The organism is Comamonas guangdongensis (assembly GCF_041079535.1).
GTDB classification, from domain to species: Bacteria; Pseudomonadota; Gammaproteobacteria; order Burkholderiales; family Burkholderiaceae_C; genus Comamonas; species Comamonas guangdongensis.
The window spans coordinates 1-14508 of sequence record NZ_JBFYGN010000026.1 but is presented as its reverse complement, the minus strand read 5'-3'; the positions used below and the strand labels follow the sequence as shown (position 1 = coordinate 14508).

Here is a 14508-nt window from a genome sequence, read left to right as displayed (position 1 = left end):
AGCTTATGTCTGAGAACAGAACCGATGCCACCGCGGCGGAAGCGCTGTCCTGGAGCCGCGCTGCCGGGCGTTTCATCTTCGTGCTGCCTGCCTGGCTGGCGGCCGTCTGCGTGGTGCGGGTGGGCGAGCTGCTGGCTGGCGGTGCCCTCGATGGACGCCTGATGCTGAGCGCCGCGGGCTTTGATGCCGTGGACTTTCTGCGCTGGCTGCCGCTGCTGTTCCTCAGTGCCTGGCCCCTGCTCAGACGTCCCAGCCCCTGGCCGCTGGCTCTGCTCTGGAGCCTGCTGCTGCTCGCGCAAATGGCCTTGTCCAGCTACTTCCTGGTGGCGCGCACTCCGCTGGGCAGCGATCTGTTCGGCTACTCGTGGGAGGAAATCCTCGCCACCGTGCGTGGGGCGGATGTGCGGGTCCATGTGGCTCCTCTGCTCGAAGGCCTGCTGGCCCTGGCCGTGCTGTGGGCGGGGCTCTGGCTGGCTTGGCGCCCCTGGCCGCGGCGCAGCTGGCGCACCGCCCCCGTGCTGCTGGGCCTGGCAGGTCTGGCCTGGCTGCTGCCGCTGCATGGCGGCTGGCTGCAGGGCCTGGATCTCGACAGCCGGCTCAGGGTGCAGGACAAGGCGGGCTTTTTCCTGGAGAGCCTGGCCCAGATGTTGCAGCCGACGCCGTCGCTGCCCGCTGTCGCGGCCGCCGGCGCCGCCCCCGGGGCCGAGGCTGCACCGCTCAACCCCGACTACCCTTTCCTGCATCCCGATCGCACGCCGGACGTGCTGGGACAGTATTTCTCGCCGGCAGGCCGGCCGCCGAGCCTGGTGTTCGTGGTGGTTGAAGGTCTGGGCCGGGATTTTTCCGGCCCCAATGCGCGGCTCGGCAGCTTCACGCCCTTCCTCGACGAGCTCGCGGGCCGCAGCCTGTATTTCGACCATTTCATCGCCCCGCAAGGACGCACTTTTGGCGTGCTGCCCTCGCTGTTCGGTTCCCTGCCTTTCGGCGAGCGCGGCTTTGCCGATCTGGGCAGCCGCATGCCCGCACACCCCGATCTCTTCAGCGTGCTGCGCAGCAACGGCTATGACGCGCGCTTCTACAACGGCACCAATCTGGACTTCGACAGCGAACGCGCGTATCTGAACCGCCAGGGCGTGAGCAAGCTGCACGACCTGCTCTGGTATCAGCGCGACCATGCACTGCCCGCGGGCAGCAACAGCTGGGGCTTTCCGGATGCCGATCTGCTGCGCCTGATCCTGGCCGACGAGGCCAAGCAGCCCGATGCGCCGGGCATCGTCGCGCTGCAGACCATCACCATGCACACCGACTACCACTTCCCGGATCAGGAGCGCTATCGCGCGCGGGTCCTGGAGCGCCTGCGCGAGCTGAAGATCCCCGAGTCGCGCTGGCAGTACTACCGCGACAACATCGATATTTTCTCCACCGTGGTCTACACCGACGATGCGCTGCGTGAGTTCTTCACGGGCCTGCAGGCCCTGCCGGGCCATGCGAATACGGTCTACATCATCACCGGGGATCACCGCCTGCCGGAGCTGCCCATGGCCGACGTGCTGGAGCGCCACCACGTGCCCCTGCTGATCTATTCGCCCCTGCTCAAGGCGCCCGCGCGCATCCGCGCCGTCTCCTCGCAATTCGACATCGCTCCCTCGCTGCTGGCCTGGCTGTCCCACAGCTACGGCCTGCGCACGCCGCCGCAGGCCGCCTGGCTGGGCAAGGGCCTGGACATGTTCGACGCATACCGCAATCTGCGCGACATTCCCGTCAAGCCCGTGAAGGGCGAAGCGCCGGGAATGCTCTCGGGCGACTGGTATCTGCTGCGCGGACAGCTCTATCGCGTGTCGTCGCAGCTGGCCGCCGAAGCGGCTTCGGATGCCGAGGCCCAAGCCCGCCTGCAGGCCAAGCTGGCGGCCTTCGATGCGGCCAACCAGCAGATGGTGGCCAGCGGCCGCCTGCTGCCACCCGAGGCCGTGGATCAGCTCGTGGCCTGGGACGCGGAAAAGCGCAATGCGGTTCCCGCTGCAGCCACCGAGGCCAGTGCCGCCGTGAATCTGCAGGTGCGCGATGTGCAGCTGGAAAAATCGCATGTGAACGCCACCTTCACGAATGCCGGCGGCCGCTCCAGCAAGCCCTTTGTCGCGCTGCTGGTGGTCACCGACGCCGCGGGACGCGAGCTTGCAGAGGCCGGCAGCACACCGCTGCAGCTGGCCGCGGGCGAGTCCCGCGCCCTGCGGCTGTCACTGCCCGCGCATATTGCCGGCAAAGACAATTACCTGTCCGTCGTGCCTGCGGACCCGGCCTCGGGCAAACACATGGGCGAGGGCGTATTCCACCTGCCCCTGGAGTCCAGATGAAAGCCCGGCTGCTCGCGCTCTGGCTGCTCTTGTGTCTGAGCTGTGCGGCGGCTTCGGCGGCCGGCCCCACGCCCAGCCGCGCGGTCTGGATCTGGGAGGCCGAATCCTATGCGATGGTGGAGAACCCGGCCCAGGGCCAGGAGGCGCTGGACTTCATGAAAAAGCACGGCGTGGATACGCTCTACCTGTATGCCGATGCCTATCGCTCCCGCAATCTGCTGGTCGAGAACCCCGCTCTGTACCGCGCTTTCATCGAGCGCCTGCACCAGCAGGGCATGCACGTGTATGCGCTGCTGGGCTCGGCCTATCTGCATACCGAAGCCTATGTGCTGCCCGAGCACCGGGCCGATGCCGAAGCCATGCTCCAGCGCGTGCTGACCTACAACCAGGCGGCGCCGCATGCCGCCCGCTTCGACGGCGCCAATCTGGACATCGAGCCGCATATTCTCGACGCCTGGAACGCCAACACCCGCACCACGCTGCTGGCTCAGTTTCTGGACATGAGTGCCGCCTTGATGCGCCTGAAAGCCGTGTACGGGGCCGATCTGGCCGTGGGGCCGGCGATTCCGTTCTGGCTGGACGGCATCGAGCTGAACTGGCAGGGCCGCAGCAAGCCGGTCAGCGAGCATGTCATCGACCTCTACGACTATGTGGCGCTGATGGACTACCGCGACAAGGCCGAGGGGCGCGACAGCATCATCTCCCACGCCAGCAGCGAGATCGCCTATGCCAACCGCGTCGGGAAACGGGTGGTGATAGGACTGGAGACCACGCCCAACGAGATCGACAAGGTCACGTTCTACGAAGAGGGACCGCGGGTGATGGAGCGCGAGATCGCCAAGGTGACCGCGGCCCTGGCCAAGAACCCCTCGTTCGGCGGCTATGCCATCCACCATTACCGCGGCTGGCGCAACTGGCTGCTGCGCAACTGGCCCTAGGTCTCCGGGGCCTGCTGCGCCAGCCGGCTCAGGCCAGAGCGCGCTGGATGATGATCTTCTGCACGTCGCTGGTGCCTTCGTAGATCTGGCACACGCGCACATCGCGGTAGATGCGTTCCACGGGAAAGTCGCCCACCACGCCGTAGCCGCCCAGGGTCTGGATGGCCGCGCTGCAGACCCGCTCGGCCATCTCGCTGGCAAACAGCTTGGCCATGGCCGCTTCCTTGAGGCAGGGCAGGCCCGCGTCGCGCAGGCTGGCCGCATGCCAGATCAGCTGCCGCGCCGCCTCGATCTGCGTGGCGCATTCCGCCAGCCTGAAGCCCACGGCCTGGTGGTTGAAGATGGGCTGACCGAAGCTCTCGCGTTCCTTGCTGTACTGCAGCGCGCATTCGAAAGCCGCGCGCGCCATGCCCACGCTTTGCGCGGCAATGCCTATGCGTCCGCCCTCGAGCGCCGACAGCGCGATCTTGTAGCCCTCGCCCTCGGCACCGATCAGATTGGCGGCCGGAATCCGGCAGTTCTCGAAGTTGATCTGCGCCGTGTCGCTGGAATGCTGGCCCAGCTTGTCTTCCAGCCGCGCCACCTGATAGCCGGGATTGGTGGTGGGCACGAGAAACGCGCTCATGCCCTTCTTGCCCGCAGCCTTGTCCGTGACGGCGATCACGATGGCCACATCGCCGTTCTTGCCGCTGGTGATGAACTGCTTGACGCCGTTGATCACATAGTCCTCGCCGTCTTTTCTGGCCGTGGTGCGCAGCGCGCTGGCGTCCGAGCCCACATGGGGCTCGGTCAGGCAGAAAGCGCCCAGCATCCGGCCCTGGGCCAGCGGCCGCAGCCATTGCTCCTGCTGCTGCGCATTGCCGTAGCGCATGAGGATGGCATTCACGGGGCAGTTGGTCACGCTGATGACGGTGCTGGTGCCGCCGTCGCCGGCTGCGATCTCCTCCAGCACCAGGGCCAGGCTCACATAATCCAGGCCCGCGCCACCGAGTTCCTCGGGCACACAGATGCCGTAGGCGCCCAGAGCGGCCAGGCCTTGATGCACGTTCTTGGGAAAGTGATGCTCCTTGTCCCAGCGTGCGGCATGGGGCGTGATCTGCTCGCGCACAAAGTCGCGCATGGCCTCGCGGATCATTTCCTGGTCTTGGTTCAGCAACATTGATGTCTCCTGTTTTTATAGCTGTCTACCCTTGCTCGACAAGGGCTATGAGGTGAAAAATCTGATTTTCGTGCCGTCGTAGCGCAGCAGGCTGCCGCGGTCCTCGGGCACCGCCCCGGCCAGCACCCGCATCAGACCCTGGACGCTGTCGCCCAGGGGCACGGGGGCCGCGGAGCCGCCCATCTCGGTCTGCGTCCAGCCGGGATCCAGCGCCAGCAGCGTCAGGCCCGGCCATTGCTCGCAGGCCGAGGCCACGGCCATGTTCAGCGCAGCCTTGCTGACGCGGTACAGCCAGGCGCTTTCGTCGGCCTGGGCGAGCAGCGACATCTCGCTGGAAAAGGCCGCGACCACCCCGCCCGCAGCCTGCACCATGGGCGCGATCTGCGGCAGGGCCTGCATAAAGCCCAGCACATTGCTGTGCATGACCGCGTCGAACTGCTGCTGCGTGGGCGGCACGCCCGCGGCCTGGCCGTCCCAGACACCCGCCACATAGAGCGCGATATCTATGCTTTCGCCGTCCAGCTGCCAGGCCAGGCCGCTGACGCTGGCCGGGTCGGCCAGATCGAGCCGCAGCACCTCGGCGCCCAGCGCCTGGAGCGCGGCCATGTCCTCGGCCCGGCGCACCGTAGCGATCACGCGGTGGCCCTGGCCCAGATAGGCCTCGGTCAAGGCCCGGCCCAGGCCGCGCGAGGCGCCCAGAATCAGTATCAATGCCATAGCTGCCGGCGCCCGTTGTCAGTGACTTTCAATGTGCTCTTCATTGCAATTCCTCTCTGTATAGGCGCTGGCAGCTATCGTTTTTACTTGCCCTGCTCCGCCGCAATCAGAGCGCTGTAGCGGGCCACCATCAGCTCCTGGGACTCCGGCGCCGTGCTGATCCCCATCTGCGACTGGATGATCTGGTTGAGCGTGGGCATCACATTGCGCGGCACCTGGGCCTCGGCGCTCCAGAGCCGGGAGCGCATCAGCGCCTTGGCACAATGCAGATAGGCTTCCTGCACGCGGACCTCGACCACCAGCTTGGGGCGGAAATGTTCGCCGGCGAACAAGGCCGTGTAATGCGCCTCGTCGCGCAGCTGCGCCGTACCGTTGACGCGCAGCGTCTCGTCAAAGCCGGGCACGAGAAACAGCAGGCCCACACGCGGGTCATCGAGCAGATTGCTGAGGCTGTCTAGCCGGTTGTTGCCGCCCGCATCGGGGATGAGCAAGGTGTTGGCGTCGGGCGCCTTGACAAAGCCCGGCTTGCCGCCGCGCGGCGAAGCGTCGAGCAGTGCGCCGTTGCTGCCTCCGGTGGCCATGACCAGAAGCGGCGACAGGGCGATAAAGCGCAGGCAGTAGCGGTCCAGTTCCAGCTGCTGCTTGAGCAGGGCCCGCTCCGCCGGGGCCGCATACAGCTGCTGCAGTTGCTCGCGGGAGCTGATCATGATTCGTCCTCCTCATCGCCGCCGTCCCGCCTGTGAATCGCGGCGTACAGGGACAGGTATTCGTTCCAGGCCGGATCGAAGCTCAGGGCCAGCTCGGCGTCGAGGGCCGGCGCATGCCTGGCGCCCAGGCGCTGCGCGAGCTGCGTGGCCTGGTCCGGGTCTTCCACATAGAAGGCCGCGAGGCGCGAGCTCATACCCTCCAGGCGCGAGAAGACCAGAATCCCGCGCTGTTCGCGCGCCAGCTCCGCATCCAGGGCGTCCTGCGCGTCGCGCACGCTGTCGAGTTCCTGCTGGCTGGAGAACGGCAGGCGCCACTGCAGAAAGTGCGACAGGTCGGCGCGCGTGGCCACGGCGTTCGCACCGTCGTGGAAGCTCAGAATGTCGGGCGGGTCATTCTCGGCCGCATCCCTGGTGCGCACCTCCAGCGAGATCCAGCCAGCGCTCTGGTCCTGCGGATACTCGTAGCTGCGCCCCAGCTGATCGCGCTGGAAGGCATCGAAGATGGGCGGAAAGACCGACAGAGGCACGGGCCCGGACAGGCCGGCCGAAATTTCCGCGACAAACTCCACGGGCCCGACCCGCACCGAAAAATCCCACTCGCCCAGCACATGGTCGAGCATGATGAACGCCATGTGCTGCGCATGCTCCGCCATGGCCGGCGGAATCGCCTTGCCGAACGCCAGCTCCAGGCCGATGACGCCGCCCGCGTCGTAGTACGCGACCTGCACGTCGGCGCTGGAGAGTTCGAAGTCCTCCATGCGCATCGCGAAATCGCTGCCCAGCGTGCGGCTGCGGAAGGCCTGCACGCTGTAGCGCTCGAAACGGGGGGCATGACGCACCACGGCCAGCGCGTTCTCGAACTGCGCGGTATTGCCGTGGGCCGAGATCACCAGCCTGGAACCCGCTTCCTTCACACGGCCTTCGAGCTCTATCGCCAGGCCCGGCGCATGGGACTGCAGCAGCTCATTGGCGCGCTCCACAAAGTCGCGTCCGTCCAACGTTTCCAGCGCCTCCAGCCGGCCCGAAAAATCCTGCCAGAAGGCTTCGATCTGCGGCACGCCAAGTGGCTTGGCGGCATCGTCGTCGTGAATGTCTGCGCTCATGAGTGGCTTTCGCTAAATAGATGGCAGGCGAGTGCCTGCCAGCCGTTGAACATGGGCTCACTGTATGACAAGCCAGCGACAGTTCAGCCCAAGTCCCGGCTCAAACCAGCTCAATCGCCATGGCCGTGGCCTCGCCGCCGCCTATGCACAGCGTGGCCAGGCCCTTCTTCTTGCCGCGCGTCTGCAGCGCATGCAGCAGCGTGACCAGGATGCGCGCGCCGCTGGCACCGATGGGATGGCCCAGCGCACAGGCGCCGCCGTTGACATTGACCTTGTCGTGCGGCACCTTGAGCTCGGCCATCAGCGCCATGGGCACCACGGCAAAAGCCTCGTTGATTTCCCACAGGTCCACGTCCTCCACCTTCCAGCCGGCCTTCTTGAGCGCCTTCTCGGTCGCACCCACGGGGGCCGTGGTGAACCATTCGGGCGCCTGTGCCAGCGTGGCGTGCGAGACGATGCGCGCCAGCGGCTTGCAGCCCAGCTGCTTGGCCGTGGATTCGCGCATCAGCACCATGGCAGCCGCGCCGTCGTTGATGCTGGAGCTGGAGGCGGCGGTGATGGTGCCGTCCTTCTTGAAGGCCGGCTTGAGGCCGGCGATCTTGTCCAGCTTGGCCTTGGCCGGGCCCTCGTCCACGCTGATGGTCACCTCGCCCTTGCGCGTCCTGACGGTGACGGGCGTGATCTCGGCATCGAAGGCACCGCTGCTGGCCGCCTGCTGTGCGCGCTGCACGCTGGCGATCGCGAAAGCATCCTGGGCCTCGCGCGTGAAATGGTATTTGGCGGCGCAATCCTCGCCGAAGGTACCCATGGAGCGGCCGGGCTCGTAAGCGTCTTCCAGGCCGTCGAGCATCATGTGGTCGAAGATTTTGTCATGGCCCATGCGGTAGCCGCCGCGGCCCTTCTTGAGCAGGTAGGGGGCATTGGTCATGCTCTCCATGCCGCCGGCGATCATCACCTCGCGGCTGCCGGCCACCAGTTGGTCGTGCGCGAGTATGGTGGCCTCCATGCCGGCGCCGCACATCTTGGACAGCGTGACCGCGCCCGTGCTTTGCGGCAGCCCGCCCTTGAAGCCCGCCTGGCGTGCGGGCGCCTGGCCCTGGCCCGCCATCAGGCAGTTGCCGAACAGCACCTCCTCCACCTGCTCGGGCCGGATGCCCGCGCGCTCCACGGCGGCGCGGATGGCGGCGCCACCCAGATCGTGGGCCGCGAGATCGGCAAAATCGCCCTGGAACGCGCCCATGGGGGTGCGGGCGGCGCCGACGATGACGATGGGGTCTTGTTGCATGGTTTGTCTCCTTGAATCAAGCGTTGCTGCTGGCTAAAAATCGGCCCCCACGGCCTCGCCCACGCGGGGCGCAAGCCGGGGCGACTGGAACACGGGCCAGGCCTCCTGCTCATTGAGAAAGCGGCTGGGCTCGTAGGGAAAGACATCGGGCATCTGGCCCGTGCGTATGCGGTCCTGATACTGCTGCCAGAAGGCGGGCTCCAGCAGATCGGCATGGTGGCGCATGAACACCTCGCGCACGGCCGGATGACCGAGCAGAAACGGGCCAAAGGTCTCGGGGAACACATCGCGCGGCCCCACCGAATACCAGACCTCGCCCGACATTTCGTCCATCTCGTCGCGCGGCGGCGGCACGGCGCGGAAATTGCAGTCCGTCAGGTATTCGATCTCGTCATAGTCGTAGAACACGACCTTGCCGCCGCGCGTGACGCCGAAGTTCTTCCACAGCATGTCGCCCGGAAAGATATTCGTGGCCACCAGTTCCTTGATCGCATTGCCGTATTCGATCACCGCCCGCTCCATCACGGCACGGCGCTCGGGCTTGCTGTCGGCCTCGGCCAGGCATTCCTGCAGAAACAGATTCAGCGGCACCAGCCTGCGCTCTATGTAGAGGTGGCTGATGATGAGCTCCATCTGTCCGTCGCCATCGCGGTCGCTGATCTCGATCTGGCTCGGCGCCTGGGCCTGGAGCTCGGCCAGCAGCTCTTCGCTGAAGCGGCTGCGCGGAAAGGCCACCAAGCTGTACTCCATGGTGTCGGCCATGCGTCCGCCGCGGTCATGGCGCTTGACCAACTGGTATTTGGCCTTGACCTGGGCGCGCGTGACGTCCTTGCTGCTGGCGATATGGTCCTTGATCAGCTTGAAGACGTAGGGGAAGCTCGGCAGGTCGAACACCAGCATGACCAGGCCCTTGATGCCGGGCGCTATGCGCAGCTGGTCGCTGGAATGACGCAGATGGTGCAGAAAGTCGCGATAGAACAGGGTCTTGCCCTGCTTGGCCAGCCCCAGCGCGTTGTAGATCTCCGCACAGGGCTTGCGCGGCATGAGGCTGTGCAGAAAACGCACATAGGCGCTGGGCACATCCATGTGGACCATGAAGTAGGCCCGCGCAAAGCTGAACAGGCCGTGCAAATCATCTTCGCCAAACAGCGCGGCATGCAGCACCAGCTTGCCATCGGCGCTATGGATGATGGGAACGGAAAACGCCACCTCCGTGTAGCCGGTGATGATCTTGCCCACAAGGTACGCGCCCTTGTTGCGGAAGAACAGGCTGGACAGCACCTGGATCTGGAAATTGGGCCGCAGCGTCAGCCCCTTGAGCCGCTCGCTGATGCGCGCGGCCAGCCAGCCTATATCGCGCTGCAGGTCTGCAAACGGGCATTGCAAAGCCAACTGCGCTATGAGCTGGTTCAGGCTGTCGGGCAGCTGGGCCAAAGCGCCCGGGTAATAGGCGCGGTATATAGGCTCGGCGCCCGGCGCGTTGTTTTCCAGATATTCGGTGCTGACCGCCGCGCGCACAAAGATGAAATCGTTGTGAAAATGCGTGCGGTGCAGGATCTTGGTGGTGACCGAGTTGAAGAAAGTCTCCGCCAGCTCGGGCTGGAGATGGTCCACCATGAGGCCGATATAGTGCAGCTTGACCTGCTGCCAGACGGCCATGGACTGCTGGCTGGCTTCGAGCTCCCGGTCCAGCCGGCGCATGCATTCGCTCACCTGCAGGTCGTAGAACTCTATGCGCTCGCGCTGGGCGCGCTGCTGGCCCTGCCAGTCCATGGTTTCGAAGCGCTGCTTGGCCCGTGCCGATTCGGCGCTGAACATGCGGTAATGCTGGTTGAAGCCATGCATCAAGGCCTGTGCGATCGCATAGGCCTGAGGGGCGTCCAGTCGTTGCGGAAACATGGCGGGCCAGTCGCTCCAGATAGATGAGCCGCGCCCTCAGGCCGGCTGCGCGCCCTGCGCAGCCAGACTGCCTCGCGGCAGCCGGCGCTCAGTCACGCTTGCGTGTGGCAACCTTCTCGATTGCCCGGTTATAGACGTCTTCCAGCCCGCCGACGCCGGGCACGGTCATCTCCAGATTGGTGATGTGGCCGTTCTTGAGGCTGTAGCACCAGCCGTGCAGGGTCACCTGCTGGCCGCGCGCCCATGCATCCTGCATGACGGTGGACTGCGCGACGTTCACCACCTGTTCGATGGCATTGAGTTCGCACAGCACATCGTGGCGCCACTGGATGGAAATGTTCTCCAGCAGTTTGAGGTGCTTGTCGCGCACATCGCGCACGTGGCGCGTCCAGTTGTCCACCAGGCCCAGGCGCAGATTGTTCAGCGCCGCGTACACGCCGCCGCAGCCGTAGTGGCCCACCACCATCAGGTGCTCGATCTTGAGATGGTCGACCGAGTACTGGATGGTGGACAGGCAGTTCAGGTCGCTGGGGACCACCACATTCGCCACATTGCGATGCACGAACACCTCGCCGGGCTCCAGGCCGGTGATCTGGTTGGCTGGGACTCGGCTGTCCGAGCAGCCTATCCACATGTACTTGGGTTTTTGCTGCGCCATCAGCCCCGTGAAGAATCCGGGACGATCACGCTCCATCTCCTCTGCCCACTGGCGGTTGTGGACAAACAGGTCTTCGATGGAGGTAGTGGTCATAAAGCAATCCTTTGGTGTTGTTTTACAAGGATGGCGCGCAAGCCTGCATCAGCAGGTTTCAGCGAAAAGCTCGCGCCCAATCAGCATGCGGCGGATCTCGCTGGTACCAGCGCCAATCTCATAGAGTTTCGCATCTCGCCACAAACGGCCCAGAGGATACTCGTTGATATACCCATTGCCGCCATAGATTTGTACGCCCTCGCCAGCCATCCAGGTGGCTTTTTCGGCGCACCAGAGAATGACGCTGGCGCAATCCTTGCGCACCTGGCGCACATGGTCTGTTCCCAGCAGATCGAGGTTTTTGGCGACCGTATAGGCGAAAGAGCGGCCGGCTTGGAGCACAGTGTACATATCGGCCACCTTGCCCTGGATGAGCTGGAACTCGCCGATGCTCTGACCGAACTGCTTGCGGTCATGGATATAGGGCACCACATTGTCCATCACGGACTGCATGATGCCCAGCGGGCCGCCGGTCAGCACGGCGCGCTCATAGTCCAGCCCGCTCATCAACACCTTGGCGCCCATGTTCAGGCCGCCCAGCACATTCTCTGCCGGCACCTCGACATTCTGGAACACCAGCTCGCCCGTGTGGCTGCCGCGCATGCCGAGCTTGTCCAGCTTTTGCGCGATGCTGAAACCCTTCATGCCCTTCTCGATCAGAAAGGCCGTCACGCCGCGCGCGCCCATCTCGGGCTCGGTCTTGGCATAGACCACCAGGGTGTCGGCATCGGGGCCGTTGGTGATCCACATCTTGCTGCCGTTGAGCAGGTAGTAGCCCCCCTTGTCCTCGGCCTTGAGTTTCATGCTGATCACGTCCGAGCCGGCGCCGGGCTCGCTCATGGCCAGTGCGCCCACATGCTCGCCGCTGACCAGCTTGGGCAGGTACTTGGCCTTCTGCGCCTCGCTGCCATTGCGGTTGATCTGGTTCACGCACAGATTGCTGTGGGCGCCATAGGACAGGCCCACCGAGGCACTGGCACGCGAGATCTCTTCCATGGCCACCATATGGGCCAGATAGCCCATGTTGGCACCGCCATACTGCTCGGGCACAGTAATGCCCAGCACCCCCAGATCGCCGAACTTGCGCCACAGATCCATGGGGAACTGGTCGTTGCGGTCTATCTCCGCAGCGCGCGGCGCAATCTCGCTCTGTGCAAACTCACGCACCGCGTCGCGCAGCGCATCGATGTCTTCGCCGAGTTGAAAGTTCAGTCCAGGCAGATTGGCAAGGCTCATGTTTGTCTCCTTTGGATATGTGGAACGATGTCAGTTGTTCAGGCCGTCACGGTTTTGCACGCACATCAGCGTACAGCCCATGGTGGCAATCAGCTTCTCGCGACCTTCGTCGACCGCATAGGCACGCCCCTCGGTCACGGTGATCGTGCGCCCCGGCTTGATGACGCGGCCTTCCATGCGGAAGCGCTGTCCTTTTGCCGGAGCCAGCAGATTGATCTTGAATTCGATGGTCAACACCGCGGCATCGGCGGGCATCTGGGTCAGGCCCGCATAGCCGCAGGCCGAATCCAGCGCCGTGGAGACCATGCCCGCATGCAGAAAACCGTGCTGCTGCGTCAGACCCGGCGCCCAGTCCAGGCAGATATCCACCAGACCCGGCTCCACGCGCACCAGCCGGGCACCCAGGGTCTGCATGGCGCCCTGGCGGGCAAAGCTGTCCCGCACACGGGTGATGAAATCCACGGTCTCTGTTGCGCTTGCAGCTGGCATGGGCGGCTCCCGGAGGTTGAAGCGATCACAAATTGACGTTTACGTAAACGTCAATTATGCGGCATTTTTCTGTCCGCTCTTCTTGAGCAGATTGCGCGCCTCTTTTTCCTGCTCGCGCACCTCGTCCAAAGTCGCCTGCAGATCGGCCATCTGCTCCTCCAGCTGCTTGCGGTGCAGGGCCAGCACATCCAGAAACTTGCGCAGCTGTACCCCGGTATCGCGTGGGCTGTCGTAGAGATCGATGATCTCCTTGGCCTCGGACAGCGACAGCCCCAGACGCTTGGCCCGCAAGGTCAGGCGCAGGCGTGCCCTATCCCGGGGCGAATAGACACGGTTGCGTCCGCCCGCACCCGAGCGTTCGGGCTGCAGCAAGCCCATGTCCTCGTAAAAACGGATCGCGCGTGTGGTGAGATCGAACTCCTTGGCGAGATCGCTGATGGTGTAGCTGGTCAACATAATGGGTTCTGTGAGGAAAGCGGTCTTGCATCGCACAAGCGACTGCAACTCGCAGTTCGCTCTCTAAAATGCTTTGTCAATGATGACGTTTACGTTAACGTCAATGCTAAACGATATACCTAAACCCATGACCCACTCCACCGAATCGACGCTCCACTACCCGCTGGGCGAGCTCCTGCCCGGCACCGCTCAAAGCCTGGAAGTCGCACCCGGCATCAAATGGATTCGCATGCCCCTGCCGTTTGCGCTGGACCATATCAATCTGTGGCTGCTGCGCGACCGGCAGGAGGACGTCCACGGCCAGATACGCGAAGGCTGGACGGTGGTGGACTGCTGCGTGAACCGGACCGAGGCGCGCGCACAGTGGGAGCAGATTTTCGCCACCCAGCTCGAAGGCCTGCCAGTTCTGCGCGTCATCGTCACCCATATGCATCCCGACCACATAGGCCTGGCCGGCTGGCTGTGCCGGCACTGGAATGCGCCGCTCTGGATAAGCGCCACCGACTACAACGTGGCCCTTGTCGCCATGAAGGACCGCGATGGCTTTGGCGGTGAATCCGGCGCGGATTTCTACCGCCTGCATGGACAGAGAGACGAGGAATTTCTCCAGCACGTGCGCGGCCGCGGCAGCTACTACGCTTCGCTCGTGGACCCCCTTCCCGAGACCTATCACCGCATCACCGATGGCGCACAGATCGAGATCGACGGGCGCGCCTGGCAGTGCATCGCGGGCTATGGCCATGCGCCCGAGCATATGGCCCTGTATTGCAGCGATCTTCAGCTACTCATCAGCGGCGACATGGTCCTGCCCCGCATATCGGCCAATGTCAGCGTGCATTCTTCAGAGCCCGAGGCCAATCCCCTGCAGCTGTTTCTGACATCGCTGCAACGCTATCTTGCATTGCCTGCAGACACCTATGTCCTGCCTTCCCATGGCAAGCCATTTACCGGCCTGCACCTGCGGGTTCAGCAACTGCTTGATCATCATCATGCACGCCTCAACGACATCATGGAGGCAGCCCAGAGCAGGGCGCTGAGCGCAGCCGACATATTGCCGATTCTGTTCAAACGACAGCTCGACAGCCACCAGATGACCTTCGCCATGGGCGAGGCCCTGGCCCATCTGCACTATCTGTGGTTCGGCAAGCAACTGCAACGCAGAGCCGATGAGCAAGGGGTTCTGCGCTTCCATTTGCAAGCCAAATAAAAAGAGAGCGCCTGGCGCTCTCTTTTTATGGATGGTTTTCAAGGGCTGGGCCGACGGCAGCCGGCGCTTTTCCAGCCCCTTTGCTGCGCTCTTTGACAGCCTGGCTTTGGTGAAGCCTCCTCGAATCTTCGCGCCACTCAAAAGTAGAGAATCCACCCCACGGAGGTCTCTGCATGAAGAAATCCAGATTCAGTGAAGCGCAAATCGTCG

Annotated in this window: 14 protein-coding genes; 3 read left to right on the top strand and 11 right to left on the bottom strand. The window is 64.4% G+C overall.

All coding sequences use genetic code 11. The features are described 5' to 3' along the window. The first annotated feature begins 5 nt into the window (after positions 1-5). Both AB6724_RS18255 and AB6724_RS18250 read left to right on the top strand, forming a co-directional pair. Positions 6-2351, top strand: coding sequence for an LTA synthase family protein (locus AB6724_RS18255; RefSeq protein ID WP_369339956.1), 2346 nt, complete (start codon positions 6-8; stop codon positions 2349-2351). Next, the gene (locus tag AB6724_RS18250; protein ID WP_369339955.1) at positions 2348-3289 is read left to right on the top strand and encodes a glycoside hydrolase family 18 protein; all 942 of its coding nucleotides are present in this window, start codon (positions 2348-2350) and stop codon (positions 3287-3289) included. The genes AB6724_RS18255 and AB6724_RS18250 overlap by 4 nt, the downstream gene beginning before the upstream one ends. 28 nt (positions 3290-3317) lie before the next feature. Here AB6724_RS18250 and AB6724_RS18245 read toward each other — a convergent pair whose 3' ends face one another. From AB6724_RS18245 to AB6724_RS18200, 10 genes are all read right to left on the bottom strand, one after another. Continuing rightward, on the bottom strand, positions 3318-4448 hold the full coding sequence (locus AB6724_RS18245) for an acyl-CoA dehydrogenase family protein (protein WP_369339954.1): 1131 nt from the start codon (positions 4446-4448) through the stop codon (positions 3318-3320). 45 nt (positions 4449-4493) lie between these two features. Continuing rightward, positions 4494-5165, bottom strand: a complete 672-nt coding sequence (locus AB6724_RS18240) for an SDR family oxidoreductase (protein WP_369339953.1) — start codon at positions 5163-5165, stop codon at positions 4494-4496. An 83-nt stretch (positions 5166-5248) separates the two neighbouring features. Further along, positions 5249-5872 carry an MSMEG_1061 family FMN-dependent PPOX-type flavoprotein gene (locus AB6724_RS18235; protein ID WP_369339952.1) on the bottom strand — a complete coding sequence of 208 codons (624 nt, stop codon included), beginning with the start codon at positions 5870-5872 and terminating at the stop codon, positions 5249-5251. Next, the gene (locus tag AB6724_RS18230; RefSeq protein WP_369339951.1) at positions 5869-6975 is read right to left on the bottom strand and encodes a DUF695 domain-containing protein; all 1107 of its coding nucleotides are present in this window, start codon (positions 6973-6975) and stop codon (positions 5869-5871) included. The genes AB6724_RS18235 and AB6724_RS18230 overlap by 4 nt, the downstream gene beginning before the upstream one ends. Positions 6976-7075: 100 nt before the next feature. After that, positions 7076-8260 (bottom strand): acetyl-CoA C-acyltransferase, encoded by a 1185-nt coding sequence (locus tag AB6724_RS18225; RefSeq protein WP_369339950.1) that lies wholly within the window; start codon positions 8258-8260, stop codon positions 7076-7078. Positions 8261-8293: 33 nt separating this feature from the next. Then, positions 8294-10159 (bottom strand): bifunctional isocitrate dehydrogenase kinase/phosphatase, encoded by a 1866-nt coding sequence (gene aceK / locus AB6724_RS18220; protein ID WP_369339949.1) that lies wholly within the window; start codon positions 10157-10159, stop codon positions 8294-8296. Between the two features lie 88 nt (positions 10160-10247). Further along, complete coding sequence (gene can / locus AB6724_RS18215; protein ID WP_369339948.1) at positions 10248-10910, bottom strand: carbonate dehydratase; 663 nt, start codon at positions 10908-10910, stop codon at positions 10248-10250. Positions 10911-10958: 48 nt separating this feature from the next. After that, on the bottom strand, positions 10959-12146 hold the full coding sequence (locus tag AB6724_RS18210; RefSeq protein ID WP_369339947.1) for an isovaleryl-CoA dehydrogenase: 1188 nt from the start codon (positions 12144-12146) through the stop codon (positions 10959-10961). A gap of 30 nt (positions 12147-12176) precedes the next feature. Continuing rightward, positions 12177-12635, bottom strand: a complete 459-nt coding sequence (locus AB6724_RS18205) for a PaaI family thioesterase (protein ID WP_369339946.1) — start codon at positions 12633-12635, stop codon at positions 12177-12179. Between the two features lie 54 nt (positions 12636-12689). Continuing rightward, positions 12690-13091, bottom strand: coding sequence for a MerR family transcriptional regulator (locus tag AB6724_RS18200; RefSeq protein WP_369339945.1), 402 nt, complete (start codon positions 13089-13091; stop codon positions 12690-12692). 127 nt (positions 13092-13218) lie between these two features. Here AB6724_RS18200 and AB6724_RS18195 point away from each other — a divergent pair, with 127 nt between their 5' ends. Then, positions 13219-14298 carry an MBL fold metallo-hydrolase gene (locus AB6724_RS18195; protein WP_369339944.1) on the top strand — a complete coding sequence of 360 codons (1080 nt, stop codon included), beginning with the start codon at positions 13219-13221 and terminating at the stop codon, positions 14296-14298. Between the two features lie 25 nt (positions 14299-14323). On the opposite strand, the gene AB6724_RS18190 is transcribed toward AB6724_RS18195, so the two are convergent. Further along, a partial coding sequence (locus AB6724_RS18190; RefSeq protein WP_369339943.1) for a hypothetical protein occupies positions 14324-14508 on the bottom strand: 185 nt, incomplete at its 5' end.